Raw genomic sequence first — 20,871 nt, 5'->3', positions numbered from 1 at the left:
TTGGTTTTACTATTTTTTGCTGTGATTAGACAACATGGGTAATACTGAAATTTAAATTAGCTATTTTCTTTCACATAAAGAAAAAAGAAGGGATGGTATGAAAATAAATAAACAAAAGATCATATTTTATGTTGTTATTATTTTAATTATTGCTGCCGGTGGTTTTTATTATTGGAGCGTGAATTCGAATAATCTACCTGCTGGATTCGCGGAAAGTAACGGTCGTATTGAAGCAACAGAAATTGATATCGCGACGAAAACGGCTGGGCGTATAGATTCTATTACTGTGAGAGAAGGGGATTTTGTCAAGGAAGGCCAAGTTCTTGCCAAAATGGATACTCGGGCGCTACAAGAGCAGCTTCATGAAGTGCAAGCGCAATTGCGCCAAGCAATTAGTAATGTATCAACTGCTGAGTCGGGCTTAGTTCAGAGGGAAAGTGAAAAATTAGCCGCGCAGGCTGTTGTTCGTCAACGAGAAGCAGAACTTGATGCGGCCCAAAAACGGCTTAATCGCTCTCGTGCATTAGTAAAAACGAAAGCCGTTTCTCAGCAACAAGTGGATGATGATACCGCTCAGGTTCAGGGGGCAAGAGCAGCACTACAAGCCGCTAAAGCACAAGTTGCCGCCTCAATAGCCGCTATTGATTCAGCAAAAGCGGGTGTTGTACAGGCTAAAACGCGTGTTGATGCAGCGACAGCAACGGAAAGACGTATTATTGCTGACTTAGATGATAGTGTACTTAAAGCACCACGAAATGGACGTATTCAATATCGCGTAGCTGAGCCGGGAGAAGTATTAGGGGCTGGTGGTAGAGTATTGAATATGGTTGACCTCAGTGATGTCTATATGACCTTCTTCTTACCGACTGAAGATGCCGGAAAAGTTGCATTAGGTAGTGATGTTCATATTGTATTAGACGCGGCTCCCAATATTGTTATTCCCGCGAAAGCAACTTTTGTTGCAAGTGTCGCGCAATTCACACCAAAAACCGTTGAAACACAGAATGAACGTTTGAAATTAATGTTCCGTGTTCGTGCGCGAATTTCTCCAGAATTACTGGAAAAACATCTCGAATATGTCAAAACAGGCTTACCTGGTAAAGCTTATGTACGTTTAGATGCGGATGCACAATGGCCAACTGACCTAGAGGTGAGATTACCACAATGACCCATAATTTGATGGATGATGTGATAGTAGATTTAAGCCATGTCAGCCAGCATTACGGTGATAATTGTGCATTGGATGACATTACCTTATCAATTCCTGCTAGAAAAATGGTTGGGTTAATTGGTCCTGATGGGGTTGGAAAATCAAGTTTAATTTCATTAATTGCTGGGGCAAGAGAGATCCAACAAGGCAAAGTGATGGTACTTGGTGGTGACATGGCGGACAAAGAGCATCGCCGAGAAGTGTGCCCCAAAATTGCTTATATGCCACAAGGTTTGGGGAAAAACTTGTACCATACTCTGTCGGTTTATGAAAACGTCGATTTTTTTGGTCGTCTATTTGGTCAATCAAAAGAAGAGCGACAATACCGTATTAATGACCTACTAGAAAGTACTGGGCTAGCTCCTTTTAAAGATCGACCGGCAGGGAAACTGTCAGGTGGTATGAAACAAAAGTTAGGGCTGTGCTGTGCATTAATTCATGACCCCGATTTACTGATCCTTGATGAGCCGACAACTGGCGTTGACCCATTATCGCGTGCGCAATTTTGGGATCTCATTGAACGTATTCGTGAACGACAAACGAATATGAGTGTGTTAGTCGCGACAGCGTATATGGAAGAAGCTGAGCGTTTTGATTGGCTTGTCGCAATGGATGATGGGAAAGTCATGGCGACAGGACACGCGACTGAGCTGAAATCACAAACTCAATGCGATGACCTTGAGGCCGCATTCATTGCGTTATTGCCAGAAGAGAAGCGTCAAGGCCATAAAAAGGTTGTGATTCCGCCTCGTGACACCTCTGATGACGATGTCATCGCAATCGAAGCACAAGACTTAACGATGCGTTTTGGGCAATTTGTTGCGGTGGACCACGTTAACTTTAAAATCCCTAAAGGTGAGATATTTGGCTTTTTAGGATCAAACGGTTGTGGTAAGTCAACGACGATGAAAATGTTGACTGGCTTACTACAAGCAAGTGAAGGGCAAGCGTGGCTATTTGGGCAAGAGATTGACCCGAAAGACATTGAAACACGTAAACGTGTAGGCTATATGTCACAAGCTTTCTCACTCTATAGTGAACTAAGTGTTGAACAAAACTTAGTATTGCACGCTAAATTATTCCATATTCCCGATGAGCAAATTCAGCAACGTATTGATGAAATGTGTCAGCGATTTGATTTAGATGAAGTGCGAGACACAATGCCTGATGATTTACCGCTGGGTATTCGTCAGCGATTATCACTCGCTGTTGCTGTTATTCATCGTCCAGAAATGCTGATACTTGATGAACCGACGTCTGGTGTTGACCCTGTCGCTCGAGATATGTTCTGGAATTTAATGGTTGATCTGTCTAGGCGTGACGGTGTCACTATTTTTATTTCTACTCACTTTATGAATGAAGCGGAGCGTTGTGACCGTATTTCATTAATGCATGCAGGGAAAGTTCTGGATTGTGATACGCCTGCTAACCTTATTAAAAAACGTCAATTAACAACACTGGAAGAAACTTTTATTGCTTACTTGCAAGATGCTGTAGGGGAAGCGGGGGCAACTAAGGATACTGCACCCGAATTTCATGTTGACCCTGAGCTTAAAAAACAGGCTGATGAAGCACTGAAAAGCCGTTTTAGTTTGCGTCGATTGTTTAGCTATAGTATTCGCGAAGGCATGGAATTAAGACGCGACCCTGTTCGTTCGACACTGGCGTTACTTGGTACGGTGATCCTGATGTTTATTATGGGGTATGGGATCAGTATGGACGTGGAAAATTTACGTTTCTCAGTACTCGACCGTGACCAAACAGGGTTAAGCCAAGGCTATACGCTAAATCTTGCGGGCTCACGTTACTTTATCGAACAGCCTCCACTTCAAGATTACGATGAATTGGAAACCGCGTTACGTAGCGGCAAAGTCTCTGTGGCTATTGAAATTCCTCCCAATTTTGCACGAGATATCGCAAAAGGGCACTCAGTGAAAATCGGTGTATGGGTTGATGGTGCTATGCCTAACCGTGCTGAGACTGTTCGTGGGTATGTACAGGCGATGCATTTAGCGTGGTTAAGTACGATGGCGGCCAAACAACCTGCTGGGGTAGTCGGTATGCCAGTTATCGATATTCAAACCCGTTATCGCTATAACCCTGATGTTAAAAGCTTACCTGCGATTGTCCCAGCAGTGATTCCATTATTGCTGATGATGATCCCAGCTATGCTCAGTGCGTTGAGTGTCGTACGTGAGAAAGAATTGGGGTCGATGATTAATCTTTATGTCACCCCGATCACCAAATTGGAATTTTTATTGGGTAAACAGCTCCCTTATATTTTATTGGGGATGTTTAACTTTCTGATGTTATGTGCATTGAGCGTATTTGTTTTTGGGGTGAGTTTTAAAGGCAGTTTTCTCACTTTAACGCTGGCTGCTTTTCTTTATATAACAATTGCAACGGGTATGGGGTTGCTGATCTCCTGTTTTATGAAGAGCCAAATTGCCGCTATCTTTGGTACTGCCATTATTACGCTCATTCCCGCAACACAATTTTCAGGCATGATTGATCCTGTATCATCGCTTGAAGGTATTGGACGCTGGGTAGGTATGGTGTATCCAACATCTCATTTTTTGACAATAACACGAGGGACTTTCTCGAAAGGACTGAACTTGTTTGACTTACAGGCTTCATTTATTCCTTTATTGATCACTATTCCAATAGTGATCGGCCTCAGTGTTATTTTCCTGAAAAAACAGGAGTCCTAACCAATGATGCGTAAGTTACTAAATATATTTCATTTGGGAGTCAAAGAACTTCGCAGTTTAGGGCGAGATAAAGCGATGTTAGCATTGATTGTCTTTGCTTTTACGGTGTCGATTTACTCATCTGCAACAGTAACACCAGGGTCATTGCATAATGCACCAATAGCGATTGCTGATCAGGATAAATCACAATTATCAAATCGCATTATCAATAGTTTTTATGCACCTTATTTTAACCCTCCAGCGGATGTAACACCGGAACAGATTGATGGCCTGCTTGATAGAGGAACCTATACCTTTGCTTTAGATATTCCTCCAAATTTTCAAAGAGATGTACTCGCAGGTCGTCATCCGGAGATTCAAGTTAATATCGATGCAACGCGTATGAGCCAAGCATTTTTGGGAAATAGTTATATTCAAAACATCACATTAGGTGAAGTGAATGAATTCTTAGCTAAATATCGTAGTAATGCCAGCTTACCAGTTGATCTGGAAGTTCGTATGCGTTTTAACCCTAACTTAACTCAATCGTGGTTTGGTTCAGTAATGGCAATTATCAATAACATCACCATGTTATCGATTGTCCTTACTGGCGCGGCTTTAATTCGTGAGAGAGAGCATGGAACCGTTGAACATTTAATGGTTATGCCATTAACACCGTTTGAAATTATGCTGTCTAAAATTTGGTCGATGGGGCTAGTGGTACTTGTCGCTTCTGGTGTTTCATTATTGCTGGTGGTGAAAACATTATTACAAGTTCCGATAGAAGGCTCTATTTTGCTATTTATGGGCGGTGTGGCGCTTAGTTTGTTCGCGACTACATCAATCGGTATTTTTATGGGAACGTTAGCACGTTCTATGCCTCAATTCGGGCTATTAATGATCCTTGTGTTATTACCATTAAATATGCTTTCCGGAGGAATGACGGCTCGTGAAAGTATGCCTCAGCTAGTTCAAGACATTATGTTAACAATGCCAACAACTCACTTTGTCAGCCTTGCCCAGGCGATTTTATATCGTGGAGCAGGATTCCAGATTGTGTGGCCACAGTTTATCGTGTTGTTAATTATAGGTATTGTCTTCTTTTCATTTGCCTTGTTGCGTTTTCGTAAAACGATAGCAACGATGGCATAGTGCTTTATTGTTACAACACTGTCAAAAAACGCTTGCTGAATTGTTTAGTAAGCGTTGTAATGTATTATCTATTAATATTAATTCCATCATTAGGTGTTGCCTATCAAATCGATAGTATTAACTGATTGGAAAAAAAGTCTGAAAACCAGTAACTTAATAAGCAACCAAACAGGAGAATAGAAAATGTCTTTAATTAATACTCAAATCAAACCATTTAAAAACCAAGCATTTAAAGACGGTAAATTCATTGAAGTCACTGAAAAAGACGTAGCAGGAAAATGGAGTGTTTTCTTCTTCTATCCAGCTGACTTTACTTTCGTTTGCCCAACTGAGCTTGGTGATATTGCTGACCATTATGAAGAGTTCCAAAAAATGGGCGTTGAAATCTATTCTGTTTCAACAGACACCCATTTTACTCACAAAGCATGGCACGAAAGTTCAGATACTATTCGTAAAATTAAATACACCATGATTGGTGACCCAACAGGTGCGCTGACTCGCAATTTTGAAAATATGCGTGAAGCAGAAGGCCTAGCTGACCGTGGTACATTCGTTGTTGACCCACAAGGTATCATTCAAGCTATCGAAATTACAGCTGAAGGTATTGGTCGTGACGCGTCTGACTTGCTACGTAAAGTTAAAGCAGCACAGTATGTTGCAAGCCACCCAGGTGAAGTATGCCCTGCAAAATGGAAAGAAGGTGAAGCAACGCTGTCTCCATCTTTAGACCTAGTTGGTAAAATCTAATTCGAATTTTATCTCGAAAGCAAAAATAGACTGATGTTATCGGGTGCTATGCACCCGATTTTATGACCAAGGGGATCATATGCTCGATAACAATATGCAAGCGCAATTGAAGGCTTATTTAGAAAGATTAACCAAACCTGTTGAGTTAGTTGCAAATTTAGATAGCGGCAATAAATCAAACGAAATAAAAGAGCTGTTACATCAAATTGCTGCACTTTCTGACAAAATCACTGTTCGTGAAACCCAAGATGCTAGCCAAAGAATACCCTCATTTTTAATTACGAATCCAGGGGTCGATAGTGGGTTGCGTTTTGCTGGTTCACCGTTGGGCCATGAATTTACATCATTAGTGCTTGCGTTATTACAAATTGGCGGTCACCCGTCTAAAGAAGCACAGGAATTATTAGATCAAGTGAAAGCCCTTGAAGGGGAATTCCACTTTGAGACGTATTACTCATTATCTTGCCATAATTGCCCAGATGTTGTGCAAGCGTTGAACTTGATGGCAGTTTTGAACCCAAATGTCACTCATACCGCCATTGACGGTGCTTTGTTCCAAAATGAAATAGAACAACGCAATGTGATGGGCGTGCCGGCTGTTTTCCTGAATGGGAAAGAATTTGGTCAAGGCCGTATGACATTAAGTGAGATAGTGAATAAAGTTGACAGTAATGCAGATGCACGTGCAGCTAAAGCATTAACTGAGCGCGAACCATTTGATGTATTGGTTATTGGTAGTGGTCCTGCTGGTGCATCGGCTGCGATTTATACCGCACGTAAAGGTATTCGCACTGGTGTGATCGGTGAGCGCTTCGGTGGTCAAGTGATGGATACGGTTGATATCGAAAACTATATTTCTGTGATTAAAACAGAAGGTGCGATATTCGCGGGAGCACTGAAAAACCACGTTGATGACTATAGTGTCGATGTTATTGATGGTCAGTCTGTGACCAAATTAATTCCAGCAGCGGAAGAAGGTGGCTTACACCAAATTGAAACGGCATCGGGTGGCGTGATGAAGTCACGCAGCATCATTATTGCGACAGGCGCTCGCTGGCGCAATATGGGGGTACCGGGTGAACAAGAATATCGCACGAAAGGCGTGACTTTCTGCCCACATTGCGATGGTCCACTATTTAAAGGCAAACGTGTTGCTGTGATTGGTGGTGGTAACTCAGGTATAGAAGCAGCTATTGATTTGGCCGGTCTTGTTGAACATGTGACCGTATTAGAATTTGCGCCTGAACTGAAAGCAGACTCAGTATTACAAGATAAAGTACGCAGCCTGAAAAATGTCGATATTATCCTTAATGCCCAGACATTAGAAGTTAAGGGTGATGGTAGTAAAATGACAGGTCTTGAGTATAAAGATCGGACGAATGATAGCGTTCATTTATTAGAAGTTGCAGGTGCATTTGTTCAAATTGGTTTATTACCCAATACCAATTGGTTAGGGGATACCGTTGCACGCAATCGCATGGGGGAAATTGAAGTGAATGCGCGTGGCGAAACCAATATTAAAGGTATTTTTGCAGCAGGTGACTGTACAACTGTGCCATACAAGCAGATTATTATTTCAGCCGGTGAGGGAGCGAAAGCCGCACTTAGCGCCTTTGATTACCTCATCCGCACAAGTACCAGAACCGCTGAAGAGGTGTAAATCATACCAATTCAGTAGGTTGTACCCAAAGGCACTCGGGGGCGAGTGCCTTTTTTTATGCGTAATTTGCATATAAAGGTTTCAATACTGCCGAAAAGTGTTCAAGTGTGGACAACTTATGGACGATCTAAACGCTGATTTGGTGGTACTTACAGCGGAGAAATTCATCCAATGAGAGTATAAGCGCAGTTGTTGTTAGTTCTTGTTGGTAAAACAGTTTATATTCACCAAAGCATGATTTTATTATTGAGATGGCACAAACAATATGCTTAGACCGATTCAACTTGGCCAACCGGAAGTGATAGAGTTTTGGAAACTGTTTGATTATTTATATGATAATGAGATCTTTGGTGTGAATCACAGTAGTGAAAAGGGCGTTTATGCAGTGAATTTTAACCATATTGCACAGGTGGCCAGTGAGTACCGTCAGTCTATGCAATTGAATACCGATATTAAGAACTTATTGAAAGCGGGACGCATGCGTAAGTTTGTGGGCGTTAAGACGGTGCGAAGTGTAGTAAACAGTCAGTTTAATAGCACGCTTGCGGTGGGGAGTACGCTTAAAAGACCGGAAGTGATTAAGTGCTGGGTGTTTCAGGAAAATAGTGAAAGTTAGTTTTTCATCCATTCATTTATAGGCTGCCGATGTGCAGCCTTTCTTTTATCAGTAGAAAGCCATCAAGTAAATATCATAAATACTCAGAATGACAAACAAGTGAAAGTATAATGGATTGTGCAATAAATAAGCATTACTAAGTGTCTTTTATATAGATAGAGAATTTGTGGGAGGGGTTCGGAAAGCGGTTACAATGGTTACAAAATTAAAATAAGCTTGTATATCATTGATAATATATAGAAATATAGTAATAGTAAAAGGTTACAAATGGGTTACTTTTTGGTTACGTGTAACTATTTTAAGAGGTTACAAATTAAAAATATAACTCATTGTTTTATAAGGATGTAACTTTTTAACCCCTGTTTTGTAACCCGTTGTAACCAGTAAAAAGTTACAACGGAGTTGTTTGTAATCAGTGGGTTAGGAGTGGTTTTGGTAGGGTGTAACCGATGTAACCGGTTTCCGAAAGGGGTAAATTTAAATTTCGCATCAAAAAGCTCGAGATTTTTAATAAAGGATCGTATACTTGAAACTGGGATAGATTTGGAGTTTATGATGACGATTAAAGTAATTGACCTTTTCTGTGGAGCCGGCGGTTTAACTCATGGTCTACAACTTTCAGGATTAAATGTTGTTGCTGGTATTGATCTTGAAGAAGAGTGTCGATTCCCATATGAAAAAAACAATAACTCTAGATTTTTGCATAAAGACATATCTACAGTGACAAGAAAGGAACTGAATGACTTATATGGCGATGCTAAGATCAAGGTGTTAGCTGGTTGTGCTCCTTGTCAGCCTTTTTCAACATACACTCAAGGTAAAGATAAAGCTAAAGACAAAAAATGGCCTTTACTTTATGAGTTTGAACGTTTAATTAAGGAAGTGTCACCAGAAATTGTTACTATGGAAAATGTTCCTGATGTTACTAAGCATAAGGTATATAATGACTTTTATGACTCTTTGATAAAAAATGGTTATTTCGTTTGGGGGGCTAAAGTCGATTGCGTAGATTATGGAATACCTCAAAATAGAACAAGGCATGTACTTCTTGCATCAAGATTAGGTGCAATAGAATTAATAAAGCCATTAAGTAAACAGATAAAAACAGTTAAAGATGCGATTGGAGATCTTCCTGCAATTGAAAATGGTGGTATTGATAAAGAAGACCAGCTGCATAGAGCTAGTAAATTAAATTCCGTAAATAAGCTAAGAATTATTCACTCAAAACCAGGTGGAACATGGAAAGATTGGCCGGAGGAGTTAATTGCTGCATGTCATTTAAAAGAATCAGGTAAAGGATATTCTAGTGTTTATGGTCGAATGTCATGGGACAAGCCTAGCCCTACAATAACCACTCTTTGCTACGGTTTTGGAAATGGTCGATTTGGCCATCCTGAACAGCATAGAGCTATTTCATTAAGGGAAGCTGCTTTGCTACAAACGTTTCCTAAATATTATTCTTTTTTTGAAAACGGTGAAAAGTACGCAATCAAAAGCATAGGCAAAATGATTGGTAACGCTGTACCTGTTGAGTTAGGACGTATAATTGGTAATTCAATATTAAAACATGTAGATTCTAATAGCCTGCGTTAGCAGGCTATTAATTAAGAATCAAGATAACCATCATTCTGAATATAATTTTCTATATTTTTTGCAATAGCGTCTAGATAAGCAATTACTTCTAAAGATGTGTTTTCAAGCTCTTGATATGACACGTTTTTACCGATTTCTGAAAATGAAAAATTACCGTGAGCTAAATCATTACGATGTTGTTTAACTGTAGATAATTGTTTCCCATGCTTAGTATGTTCATATTCTGTACTAGTGGAAAAACCATATATTTTTGATTTTTCATTAATTTCTTTACTATCAATATTTCCAGAGAATAGCTTTTTCCTGTTAAATGTTCCTTGAGATATTCCACATGATATTCCTTTGGATAGATTTAGGATAATATTGTCTATCTTTATGGAATCATGCTTTATTCTTTTTAAAATTTCTATTTTTAAATCTTTTTTTAAATCATCAAATGGAATGTTTTTTTCATAAATAGTGTCATGAATGAAGCAAATTGCTTCTCTCATTGTTGATTCAATAAGATTATATAAAAGGATATAAACTGAACCTTTTAGTGTTTTTCTAGTATCACTCGTAATAGAAAAAGAAGTAGATTTATCAGACGAGAAAACTTCAGCTCCAGCATTTTCAAGGAACCTCAACAGATCTAAATAAGCCAAAATTTCACCTGATCTATTATCAAAATCCTCTCTAAAACTATCCATCCTATGCTCCTAGCAATTTATCACGAACGTATTCAATCCGTTCGATTACCTTTGGTTTACTATTTGCACCATCTGATGTTGTTAGGGTTTTAAATTTATCTGATACGAGCCAGTCTAAATCTTTAGGCTCTAAGTTTTTATCTTCGCGTAATGCTAATGCAGTTCCAACAGCTAAGGATTCGAATCTAACTCTTGGTGTTGATTTGGCCGCTATAGTTTTTCTGAATCCAGCAGGAAAATATTTATTTACAAAGCATAGAACATTGTTAAATTCATCAAACATTGTATTTTGTTCTGCTTCATCTACTTCTCTATTTTTATCCATATAACTATTAAGAAACTCTCGAACAGAATGCTCAAAACCCATATAATTATCTAAATAAGCAAAAAATCTTAATGTAAATTCAAGTCGTTCATCACGTTTTTCTTTAGCCATAGAGAGAGGAGCTAGCTCCTTAAATAAAGGGATTTCAGAGCAAGGTCTTATCACTTTCATGTATAAGTCAGTTGAACCTAATTCAGAACCTTTGCGAACTTCCATATCTTTTAAGATATCGCTACCTGAATTAATCCGTTCAAATAAATCTCGACGTGTTTCTTCATTACATTTAGAACTTAATTCAATTACTCTTACAGGAGTCCGCATGAATCTACGTTGTCTTGATAAAGGCAAATCATTGAAAGTAAATCCATTTAAGATTTCTAAAGATTTTAGGTCTTGCAAAGTTAGCTCATTATGTATAAAGGCATGTAATGTTCTAATACGTTGTGAACCGTCAACAATCTCAATTCTACCATCTAATTCAGGCTCTTCAGAGAATACATCAGCTGTAAAAATATACGGAATAGGAAAACCGAGTATAAGAGATTCAATAAGCCGCGATTGTCTTTTTTCATCCCAAACAAAATCCCTTTGGTAGTCAGGAACAAAAAGTTCACTTGTATCATCATCAAGACCATCGTGGTATTTGCTGATTAATAATTCGACAGTAAACTCTTTAGTTTCAAAATCAACATCTTTTTGTTCAGTACGTATCTTATCTTCAGCATATTGTTTAATAATTTCTAATTGAGACAGTAGTGAGGCTCTTTGCTTAGGATCTTGTTCTTTTTCGAGTAAAGATTTTATATTTACAATATTCATTGTTGTTCCTTTACTATTAGCTGTTTAAATTACTATTTGTTATTTAAGAATAATATTAAGTAAAGCTTTATATCATGAAAACTTATTTTCTTAAATAAGAAGCTATTGATGTATATCGATTTAATCTAACCCTAGATAAATGCTGGGATTTAATAAATTTGTTTCTCACCATTCTGAACAAACCTGCACAATTTTCACCCAGTCTTATTTTCTATCCAACCCCATTCTATCCTAGCTTCGAATCCTCCGCACACCCGCACAAAATCCCACCCCTTTTGTGTGCGGGCGAGGCGGGGGAGCAAGCGCCCGCAAAGGGGTAGATGTGAGCCGCGCTGGCTATGATGTGATTAGTCCATGAGTGGTGTTATTTGTGAGTATTCAGGCTGTATAGCCTAGATGAGATATAAAATAGTTTCGGGCATGTGAGATAGATAGAACGGCGCTAAGGCCGTTCTATTACGTTTGGAAGAGGGGAGCATCGATTAACGTGAATTGAAAGGTTTATTTATAGTTAGGCTCTTTGTTCTTCGCCTGCGTCAAGAAATCCAACAATGCATATTGTTTAAAGCGGATCACTTCAACACCTAGCATGTCGTTAATTGACTTCATGTTTTCCATCAGCGGTAATAACTCATTGAACCAGAATACCATTGCGGCCTTTTCAACATCACCAAGACTGCCCGAGCCTTGCGGAATGATCCCCATCAGTTATGGTGGTATGTGGTGTATGTCTAACAAATAATCGCGAATAGTATCTGTACCCAAAGGCACTCGGGGGCGAGTGCCTTTTTTTATGCTGAATTATTGCAAATTTATGCAGTTCATGGACTGATTCCCTTTCAATTTACTGTAAATCCTCTGAGTCGCTAAGAAAGATTTGTCACGAATGGTAATAACCTCTATATATGTTTTATGTGATAAATAATGTATTAATTATTATTTAACCAAACAAATAGTTATCACATGTTATCGTCTTGATTAATCATGCAAATGATTCAAGGGTTATTGAAATCTTTCTTAAGGGTAAATTTGATGTCTTTCAAGCTTCGGTATCTTGCGTTATTACCTCTACTTGTCGTTGCGGGTTGTCAGCAGCCAGCTAACATGAAAGCTGTTGCATCAGAAAGTGCGCAGGTACAGCCAATCGCGGTGAATAATGCATGGATAGAAATATCACGTAGTGCATTAGAGTTTAATATCAAAAAAGTGCAAAATTTGCTTGGCGATAAGTCTTCGTTATGTGCGGTCCTGAAAGGGGATGCCTATGGGCACGATCTCTTTTTAGTTACACCTATTATGATCGAAAATAATATTCAGTGCATTGGTGTAACAAATAACCAAGAATTAAAAATGGTCAGAGATCTCGGCTTTAAAGGTCGATTAATGCGAGTACGTAATGCCACTGAACAAGAGATGCAGCAGGCAACGCAATATGATGTTGAAGAGTTAATTGGTAACCTTGATATGGCCCAACGTCTTAATGCGATTGCTCAAAAACAAGGAAAGACAGTACGTATTCATTTAGCACTAAATTCGGGTGGAATGTCGCGTAATGGTCTGGAAGTGGCTAATGCGGCTGGATTAAATGAAGCAAAACTGATTTCTCAACTACCTCAATTAAAAATTGTTGGGATCATGTCACATTATCCAGAAGAAGATGCTCTGCAAATTAAAAAAGATTTAGCGCGTTTTAATCAGCAATCTCAGAAGGTATTGGAGATGACAGGATTAGATCGTAAAGATGTAACACTGCACGTTGCGAATACATTTGCAACCATTACAGTACCTGAATCATGGCTAGATATGGTGCGTGTAGGTGGTATTTTTTATGGTGACACTATTGCTACTGACGAATACAAGAGAGTGATGACGTTTAAGTCAAATATTGCTTCTGTAAATCATTATCCTAAAGGGAATACCGTGGGTTATGACCGCACTCATATGCTAAAACGTGATTCTGTATTAGCGAACATACCGGTTGGTTATGCAGATGGTTATCGTCGAGTGTTTAGTAATGCAGGTTATGCTTTGATCGGTGGTCAGCGTGTACCTGTCTTAGGCAAGACATCAATGAATACAGTAATGGTTGATGTAACTGATTTAAAGCAAGTTAAACCAGGTGATGAAGTCGTCTTTTTTGGCAAACAGGGCAATGCTGAAGTCACAGCAGAACAAATTGAAGATATCAGTGGTGCATTATTTACTGAAATGTCAATTCTGTGGGGGGCTACGAATCAACGTATATTAGTTGATTGATAGCCAAAGGGCAGCCAATTTTGGCTGCTTTTTCTTATTTATCAAATTAATGGATATCGGTGTGACTACGATAAATAAGCTCTAATTGCGGATGTGACCATAAACTTGCTGGCGTTACGGTTGCTCGTTCCCATGGTATATCACCGATAAACCATAACTTCCAAAAATTCAGTTTGGCATTTGGGTTTTTAGCTAATAGATCTTTAAAGGTTTGAATTTCACCTACTTTGATAGAAAGGGCAGATTGGTATATATCAAATACGAATTTTGAACAAAATTGGCGAGAAGAATAGTAGTCAAAGCCGGTATGATAAAATTTATTGAGCCTTGATGGGACTTCGGCGACTAAAGCCGCTTTTTGTACGTCAGTAAGGTGGCTAGTTAGCCGGCGTATTCCATACCTTTTTTCTGCGGAACGCTGAATAAAGCGAGTCAAAGTCGTGACGGTTGATAAAGGTACTCGACTCTCTGCAACTAAATAATCCTGTCCATTATGACCAATAATTAAACCGACATGATTACTCCAACACTGAGAGGCGGAGGCAATTTGGCGAAATAAAGTAGTACCAATACTTGTAAAAACAATATCACCAACTTCAAGGTCTTTGGGAGGATTGTTATTCGTCATTTCGATACCTCAACATTTTGTTTAATTGATTGCATGATAGTGTTTAATCTTTAAGGTGGAAATCAAAGCTTGTCTTAAAATTATGATTTGAACCCTAAATTTTACTTACGTTGAGAGTTTGTTGATTAAATGACATTTAGTCGCCGTAAGGTATTACTTAATTCGATGATATTATTGGTAATATCGGTTTCAGTGTGAGCGGCATAACCAAATAAAATCCCGTTATTATGTCGGCTTTTAATACAATAACGAGATAACGGTTGAACCCCAAACCCTAATTGATAACAGGCAGATAAGATAAGTTGCAAATTGATCCCCGCTTTTAGCCAACATACGGCATGGATACCTGAATCAGTTCGCTGTACTTCAAATATATTAGGCAAGTAGGTATTAATAGCATCGATTAATGCGTTTTGACGTGAATAACATATTTTGCGAATTTTTCGCACGTGACGAGCATAGTGACCTTCTTGAATAAATTGTGCTAAAGCCGCTTGTTCCAGATAACCAGAATGGCTATCACTGTAATACTTCATCATGGTAAAAGGTTCTATCAGAACTTCTGGTACAATTAGAAAACCTAAGCGAAAACCGGGATACATCATTTTGGAAAAGGTGCCGGCATAAATAACTCGTTGGTAGGTATCTAGGCCTTGTAGTGCTTGAATTGGCTTGGATAAATAACGAAATTCGCTATTGTAGTCATCTTCAAAGATCCAAGCATTATTCTTTTGAGCCCACTCTAATAACGTGAGACGCCTCGCTAAGCTGAGCGTTGTACCTAATGGGAACTGATGGGATGGCGCAGTATATATTAGGTTAGCATTGGGGTAATGTTGCATGGCAAATTCAATATCCATGCCTTCATCATCTGAATGAACGGGTGATATATGCGCACCTGAAGCAGTTAAAATAGCTCGTGCACTATCATATCCAGGGTCATCTAACCAGACTGAGTTCCCTTTGTGTAGTAAAACATTCGCAGTAAGGTTAATTGCTTGTTGGGTACCATTTACAATAATAATTTGTTCTGCTCGGCAGTTAACCCCTCGGGTTGAGTGTACATAATCGACTAATATTTTTTTGAGTGGTGGATAGCCGTCAGGGTGGTTGTAATAGGGAATGTCTTGTTTTGACTTCCGCCAAACTCTTCCGAGTAATCTGCCCCATAAATCATGGGGAAACTGATCAACGCAGCCAATACCAATATTGAACATTTGTCGTTGATTTGTATTAGGCCGAGAATTTTTCCACAATGTCGTTAAATGACTGATCATTGGGTTGAGATTAGGGGCAGAATATAGAGGGTGGTTAAGGTAATTGGTTTTAGAGGTTAACTTAACTAACTCATCAGGTAGGGTGGTGGCGACATAGGTGCCCGATCCTGCTTTGGTGATGAGATAGCCTTCGTCTATTAAGCGTTCATAGCCGGCAATGACTGAGTTGCGAGAAATAGACATCATTTCCGCGAAAGCACGGCTTGAAGGTAATTTGATACCCGCGCTGAGCCTACCATCTAAAATGGCATTTCTAATCGTATGGTAAACACTTTCTTTGATGCCACCAGATTGCAAAAGCAGGTGAGGAAAGTGAGCTTGTGGTTTACGCCTCATCAAAGTGGATCCTAAATAAATATCAAAAGTGTATCTTATTTAGTACCAGATTGATAGGTAACATAGCGCCATTGTTTATCTATCGAGTTATAAAGGATACATTATGAATAACAATGCGTTACCTATTACTGTTAAGTTCGTTTTACCTGATCATTATTCACAATGGTTAGTGTATTGGTTGCAATATCAAGAATTTTACAACGTAGATTTAAGTGAAGAAGTGACCCTAAAAACATGGGCGCGTTTTTTTGATGAAAATGAACCGATGTATTGTGCTGTAGCACTTGAAAATGACAAAGTCGTAGGTTTTGTTAATTACCTTTATCATCGTTCTACGTGGGCGGAAAATCATTTTTGTTATTTAGAAGATTTATTTGTTTCACCGGAGGTAAGGGGCCGTCAGGTTGGCAAACATCTCATTGAATTTGTTCACGAACAAGCGCAAAAGCAGGCTTGTGGCCGTTTATATTGGCATACGCAAGAAACGAATTTACGAGGCCAACGTTTATATGATTGGGTAGCTGAAAAACCTGGGGTTATTGAGTATAGAATGCCATTGTAATATCGTAATCACTCATTCATTGAATGACTTAATAAAAACGTTCTATCCTATTCCGTAAACGATTCAGGTCGTTTCTTACCCCCACCATTTTTGCAAGTGGCGGGGGTTATTTTACCATTCACACCTTTTCGGTCATGTCAGGCAAAGTTAAAAGACATTTCTTATGCCCTTATTGTATTAAGGGCCAATATGATGAAGAAAATAGCTATTCAACAGCTTATTTAAGTGAGATTAATTGATTCCTGACTTCCATGAGAGCAAAACCTAATAGATTTAGCCCTTTCCACGTAAGTGGGTTATCGATATTTTCATGATCTTCAGCGAGACCTATTCCCCATATCTTATCGACTGGACTTGCTTCTACTAAGACTCGCTCATTGGTATTTAATAAAAACTGTTGTAAGGCTTCATTTTGTGAAAATTTGGCTAAATTGGCTGCAATGACAATATTAAACCTGTGGGCATCCCAAATATCTTGGTTAAATCCTCGAACTTCGCGGCCAAATGCTTTTGCTGCACCAGGGTTAGGGGCATGAATAATTTTCTCTCGTGTTTCATGATCGTTAAACAGCTTTGCTTTTTCTGCCATCATAAAATGTTCGGCACTTGCAAAACGATGTCCTTCTACAGTAAAAGCAGCTGGATACCATTGGCTGAAACAACTTTTAGTAATGAGAGTTGACTTTGATTGATGTCCCCAAAAAAAGATATATTTAAATTTTTTACCTGCTCGATATTGTTTACGAAGAGTTTCAATGTTCATAATAAATTATTCTAATAATACGTTATTGTTGAGAGTATCGATGAACAAACTAAAATACTATCGGAAATCGCTGTATTTATAGGGGAGTACAGTAATTTGCCATGCCATGCTCAGATAGAGCAGTGTAAAAACTATGCTTGTCTTCTACTGTATAAAAACAAAAATGTGAGGTGTCATACACTTTTCATAAATATCTTCAATGACAGTATATCAATAAGAAAATAGCGCCACTTTTACCTAACTGTCACATTTTGTTAACGATACAGTGTTGCTTCTTATTGGTTAACAGTTATTAACGACAGTAAAGTATAAAAATATGGAACAAGTATTATTAGTTTTATGGCCGCTGTTTGCATTGATAGCAATGGGGTTCGTGCTGCGTCGTTCGTCAATGATATCAACGGACTTTTGGCCCAGCGCTGAAAAATTGAATTATTTTATTTTGTTTCCAGCTTTGCTGATTAATAGTTTAGGTAGTGCACCGCTTGATAGCCCTAAATTACCATATCTAGCGGGAGCAATATTTTTTGTTCTAGCAATAAGCAGTGTATTAGTTTTAATTTTTAAATTCATTTTTAACATGTCAATACCTCGATTTGGTGCGCATATTCAAGGTATCACTCGGTTTAATACCTATTTAGGCCTTGCTATTATTGCTGATTTATTTGGAATTGATGGGATCGCCATTGCTGCCGTTATTATGGCTATATTAGTGCCAAGTTGTAATGTTATTGCAGTATTAGCACTAACATCGGGTTCAAAAGTCTCTTTTAAGCAACTGTTTTTACCTATTATTAAAAACCCACTGATCTTATCGTGTTTGATTGGTATTTTACTGAATCTATCGCCAATCGGGTTGCCTTTTGGGTCAGACCAATTATTAAAATTACTTGCAGCGGCAAGCTTACCATTGGGGCTAATTTGTATTGGAGCTGCATTGCAAACATCAACACTGAGAAAAGAATTTAAACCTTTAATGACCTCAACGTTGTTACGTTTGTTAGCTATGCCTGTTTTAGCTGTTTTCACTGCGAAACTCTTTTCATTACCTGAGTTTGAAACGGTGCTATTTGTCATTTTCTTTGCGATACCTACGGCACCTACTGCATATATTTTAACGCGTCAATTAAATGGTGATAGTCAGCTTATGGCTGGAATTATCACATTACAGACGGTAATTGCGGTAATCACATTACCTTTAGTGCTTACTCAGATAATACATTAACTCGTTTTTATTATTTCCGGATTAAATAAAGTATTCATTATGATGAGTACTTTATTTATATATCGGATTATTACTGGAAATAATGGTTGAAATGTAGGCTGAAAGAGTGTTGTCAGATAAAAACCAAGCAGTAGAATTTAACATAAGTAAGCCTACAAGTGGCTTATTTTCAGACAATAAACCGCGAATATATATTCGTCTCGTAAAAGAGAATGTTCATCTGTAGATTATAAGTAGAGAGGCTTGTTTGATAAATGCTAAAGACATACACTGCGTAACAGAGAAACAATGTTATCCGATAAGGGGTTATGCGTGTCTTTAGAAAAATGCCAAAAATATGAAAATTTGTCTATTGATGAGGTATTAGACAAGCTGTCATTGCTATATACCAACGCCATTGATTCCTTAAGAAATTCGATTGCGGCCTACATTAATAGCGGGCAGTTGCCTAGTGCAGAGGCTCGAAAAAAGGGGTTATTCGCGTATCCAGAGTTGTGTGTAGAATGGCGAGGACAAGTCGACCACTGCGAAAAAACGAGAGCATATGCACGTTTTGTCAAACCAGGGCAGTATAGCATCACGATTACGCAACCTGATTTATTTCGCCAGTATTTAACTGAGCAGTTGGGTATTTTACAGCAGGATTATGATGTCACTTTTTCTGTTCGCCCATCACAAACAGAAGTGCCATACCCATTTGTTATCGATGGTTCAGATTTAGTGCTAGATAGAAGTATGAGTAGTAGCCTTGCCACTCATTTCCCTATTACAGATCTGGCCGATATCAGTGATGATATAACAGATGGTTTGGTTCAAGCGACGGATGAAATGCCGCTTTCACACTTCGATGCATTACGTGTGGATTTTTCGCTAGCGAGACTTAAACATTACACAGGCACTCCACCGGAACATGTCCAGCCCTATATCTTATTTACCAACTATAATCGCTATGTTGATGAGTTTGTCAGTTGGGCTTGCGAACAAGTACGGGATCCTAATAGCCGTTATAGCGCATTATCCTGTGTTGGTCATCACTATTTAACGGCAGAAAATGCCGATCCACAAACAGCAACATCTGACCTTACTTGGAAGAAATTCCAAATGCCAGCATATCATTTGATAGCAAAAGATGGTGTAGGAATTACGCTAGTCAATATTGGTGTTGGGCCATCAAATGCTAAAAATATTTGTGACCATTTAGCGGTATTACGGCCTCATGCATGGTTAATGATAGGCCATTGTGGCGGGCTACGTGAAAGCCAAAAAATCGGTGATTATGTATTAGCGCATGCCTATTTGCGTGATGATCATATTCTAGATGATGTATTGCCACCGGATATTCCCATTCCAAGTATCGCTGAGGTACAAAGAGCGCTGTACGATGCAACGAAACAAGTTAGCAATATGCCGGGCGAATTAGTTAAACAACGCTTGCGGACAGGAACGGTTGTCACAACCGATGATCGTAACTGGGAATTGCGTTTTTTTGCGACAGCTCGACGTTTTAGCTTAAGTCGTGCGGTTGCCGTAGATATGGAAAGCGCAACAATTGCTGCGCAAGGTTATCGTTTTAGGGTGCCATATGGCACATTGTTGTGTGTTTCAGATAAACCATTACACGGCGAAATAAAGTTACCGGGACAAGCCAATAGTTTTTATGAGGGGGCTATCTCGGAACATTTACAGATTGGAATTCGAGCCATTGACTTGTTGAGACAAGAAGGTGATAAGTTACATTCAAGAAAGTTAAGAACATTTGATGAGCCTCCTTTTAGATAGGGTCTAATCGCGAGTCATTAAGTCATGTTGAGATGTGATTAAGCGAGTTATTAACGATATGGTTGATGAACTAGATATTTCTAAAGTCAGTGAGTTATCAGGCTTACCGCCATCAACGCTGCGTTATTATGAAGAAAGAGGGTTGATTACTCCGATTGGTCGTAAAGGCTTAAAACGAGTTTATCATGCTAAAGAGGTCATGACTCGCTTATCACTGATTTCTTTGGGGCGTGAGGCTAAATTTTCGCTCGATGAGATAGGGGCTATGTTGAACCAAAAAACGGGTCCAAGTATTGATCGCAGCCATTTAATAGCCAAAGCAGAGGAAATTCAAAAAATGATTGAAGACCTGACTGTTTTGAAGAATGGCATATTGCATATCGCGCAGTGCCCTGAAGAAAACCATCTTGAATGCTCTAAATTTCAAAAAATTATGTCGATAGGTTTACGAACGAATAGAAAACTCAATAAATAGGTCATATTTTATTGACTGTTAGATGGGATTATCCCATTTTTGATAACAATCTATCCCATTATCATGCAT

At 38.8% G+C, this 20,871-nt stretch carries 17 protein-coding genes and 1 pseudogene; 12 read left to right on the top strand and 6 right to left on the bottom strand.

Annotated features, from left to right (window positions below; genetic code table 11):
- Nucleotides 1-97: 97 nt before the first annotated feature.
- The 7 genes from ACWPW6_RS10110 (at nucleotide 98) to ACWPW6_RS10080 (ending at nucleotide 9,668) form a co-directional block, all read left to right on the top strand.
- A complete protein-coding gene (locus ACWPW6_RS10110) occupies nucleotides 98-1,168 on the top strand; it encodes an HlyD family secretion protein (protein WP_154635604.1) in 1,071 nt (356 codons plus the stop codon).
- Nucleotides 1,165-3,921, top strand: coding sequence for a ribosome-associated ATPase/putative transporter RbbA (gene rbbA / locus ACWPW6_RS10105; protein WP_163861817.1), 2,757 nt, complete (start codon nucleotides 1,165-1,167; stop codon nucleotides 3,919-3,921). Before ACWPW6_RS10110 ends, rbbA begins: the two co-directional genes overlap by 4 nt.
- A gap of 6 nt (nucleotides 3,922-3,927) precedes the next feature.
- Nucleotides 3,928-5,052: an ABC transporter permease gene (locus tag ACWPW6_RS10100; RefSeq protein WP_163863591.1), complete on the top strand. Its 1,125-nt coding sequence runs from the start codon at nucleotides 3,928-3,930 to the stop codon at nucleotides 5,050-5,052.
- A 183-nt stretch (nucleotides 5,053-5,235) separates the two neighbouring features.
- Nucleotides 5,236-5,799 carry an alkyl hydroperoxide reductase subunit C gene (gene ahpC / locus ACWPW6_RS10095; protein WP_154623842.1) on the top strand — a complete coding sequence of 188 codons (564 nt, stop codon included), beginning with the start codon at nucleotides 5,236-5,238 and terminating at the stop codon, nucleotides 5,797-5,799.
- A 79-nt stretch (nucleotides 5,800-5,878) separates the two neighbouring features.
- Complete coding sequence (gene ahpF, locus ACWPW6_RS10090) at nucleotides 5,879-7,459, top strand: alkyl hydroperoxide reductase subunit F (RefSeq protein WP_163861814.1); 1,581 nt, start codon at nucleotides 5,879-5,881, stop codon at nucleotides 7,457-7,459.
- Between the two features lie 265 nt (nucleotides 7,460-7,724).
- Entirely contained in the window at nucleotides 7,725-8,075 is a 351-nt protein-coding gene (locus ACWPW6_RS10085) for a hypothetical protein (RefSeq protein WP_249998772.1), read from the top strand.
- Nucleotides 8,076-8,630: 555 nt separating this feature from the next.
- Nucleotides 8,631-9,668: a DNA cytosine methyltransferase gene (locus ACWPW6_RS10080; RefSeq protein ID WP_249998771.1), complete on the top strand. Its 1,038-nt coding sequence runs from the start codon at nucleotides 8,631-8,633 to the stop codon at nucleotides 9,666-9,668.
- A gap of 11 nt (nucleotides 9,669-9,679) precedes the next feature.
- Here ACWPW6_RS10080 and ACWPW6_RS10075 read toward each other — a convergent pair whose 3' ends face one another.
- The 3 genes and pseudogenes from ACWPW6_RS10075 to ACWPW6_RS10065 form a co-directional block, all read right to left on the bottom strand.
- The gene (locus ACWPW6_RS10075) at nucleotides 9,680-10,357 is read right to left on the bottom strand and encodes an MAE_28990/MAE_18760 family HEPN-like nuclease (RefSeq protein ID WP_249998769.1); all 678 of its coding nucleotides are present in this window, start codon (nucleotides 10,355-10,357) and stop codon (nucleotides 9,680-9,682) included.
- A gap of 1 nt (nucleotide 10,358) precedes the next feature.
- Nucleotides 10,359-11,501 carry a DUF262 domain-containing protein gene (locus tag ACWPW6_RS10070; RefSeq protein WP_249998767.1) on the bottom strand — a complete coding sequence of 381 codons (1,143 nt, stop codon included), beginning with the start codon at nucleotides 11,499-11,501 and terminating at the stop codon, nucleotides 10,359-10,361.
- A gap of 501 nt (nucleotides 11,502-12,002) precedes the next feature.
- A pseudogene (locus ACWPW6_RS10065) lies at nucleotides 12,003-12,257 on the bottom strand (phage portal protein); the annotation flags it as partial.
- A 276-nt stretch (nucleotides 12,258-12,533) separates the two neighbouring features.
- Between ACWPW6_RS10065 and alr the strand changes: the two are divergent.
- Nucleotides 12,534-13,757, top strand: a complete 1,224-nt coding sequence (gene alr, locus ACWPW6_RS10060; RefSeq protein WP_249998766.1) for an alanine racemase — start codon at nucleotides 12,534-12,536, stop codon at nucleotides 13,755-13,757.
- A gap of 46 nt (nucleotides 13,758-13,803) precedes the next feature.
- Here alr and ACWPW6_RS10055 read toward each other — a convergent pair whose 3' ends face one another.
- Together ACWPW6_RS10055 and pdxR are read right to left on the bottom strand one after the other, a co-directional pair.
- The gene (locus tag ACWPW6_RS10055; RefSeq protein ID WP_163861800.1) at nucleotides 13,804-14,385 is read right to left on the bottom strand and encodes a YebB family permuted papain-like enzyme; all 582 of its coding nucleotides are present in this window, start codon (nucleotides 14,383-14,385) and stop codon (nucleotides 13,804-13,806) included.
- Nucleotides 14,386-14,510: 125 nt separating this feature from the next.
- Nucleotides 14,511-15,998, bottom strand: coding sequence for a MocR-like pyridoxine biosynthesis transcription factor PdxR (gene pdxR, locus ACWPW6_RS10050; protein WP_247047460.1), 1,488 nt, complete (start codon nucleotides 15,996-15,998; stop codon nucleotides 14,511-14,513).
- Between the two features lie 103 nt (nucleotides 15,999-16,101).
- Here pdxR and ACWPW6_RS10045 point away from each other — a divergent pair, with 103 nt between their 5' ends.
- Nucleotides 16,102-16,560: a GNAT family N-acetyltransferase gene (locus ACWPW6_RS10045; protein ID WP_154623015.1), complete on the top strand. Its 459-nt coding sequence runs from the start codon at nucleotides 16,102-16,104 to the stop codon at nucleotides 16,558-16,560.
- A gap of 217 nt (nucleotides 16,561-16,777) precedes the next feature.
- Here the strand turns inward: ACWPW6_RS10045 and ACWPW6_RS10040 are convergent, their stop codons facing one another.
- Entirely contained in the window at nucleotides 16,778-17,323 is a 546-nt protein-coding gene (locus tag ACWPW6_RS10040; protein WP_249998764.1) for an NADAR family protein, read from the bottom strand.
- A 316-nt stretch (nucleotides 17,324-17,639) separates the two neighbouring features.
- On the opposite strand from ACWPW6_RS10040, the gene ACWPW6_RS10035 reads away from it, so the two are divergent.
- From ACWPW6_RS10035 to ACWPW6_RS10025, 3 genes are all read left to right on the top strand, one after another.
- Nucleotides 17,640-18,548 (top strand): AEC family transporter, encoded by a 909-nt coding sequence (locus ACWPW6_RS10035; RefSeq protein WP_249998762.1) that lies wholly within the window; start codon nucleotides 17,640-17,642, stop codon nucleotides 18,546-18,548.
- A 312-nt stretch (nucleotides 18,549-18,860) separates the two neighbouring features.
- Complete coding sequence (locus tag ACWPW6_RS10030) at nucleotides 18,861-20,327, top strand: AMP nucleosidase (protein ID WP_375097465.1); 1,467 nt, start codon at nucleotides 18,861-18,863, stop codon at nucleotides 20,325-20,327.
- Between the two features lie 58 nt (nucleotides 20,328-20,385).
- A complete protein-coding gene (locus ACWPW6_RS10025; RefSeq protein ID WP_154623035.1) occupies nucleotides 20,386-20,802 on the top strand; it encodes a helix-turn-helix domain-containing protein in 417 nt (138 codons plus the stop codon).
- Nucleotides 20,803-20,871 lie beyond the last annotated feature (69 nt).

The organism is Providencia sp. Marseille-Q8014 (assembly GCF_965112055.1).
The sequence above is the reverse complement of the archived record's forward strand: the minus strand, read 5'-3'. Positions and strand labels throughout refer to the sequence as shown.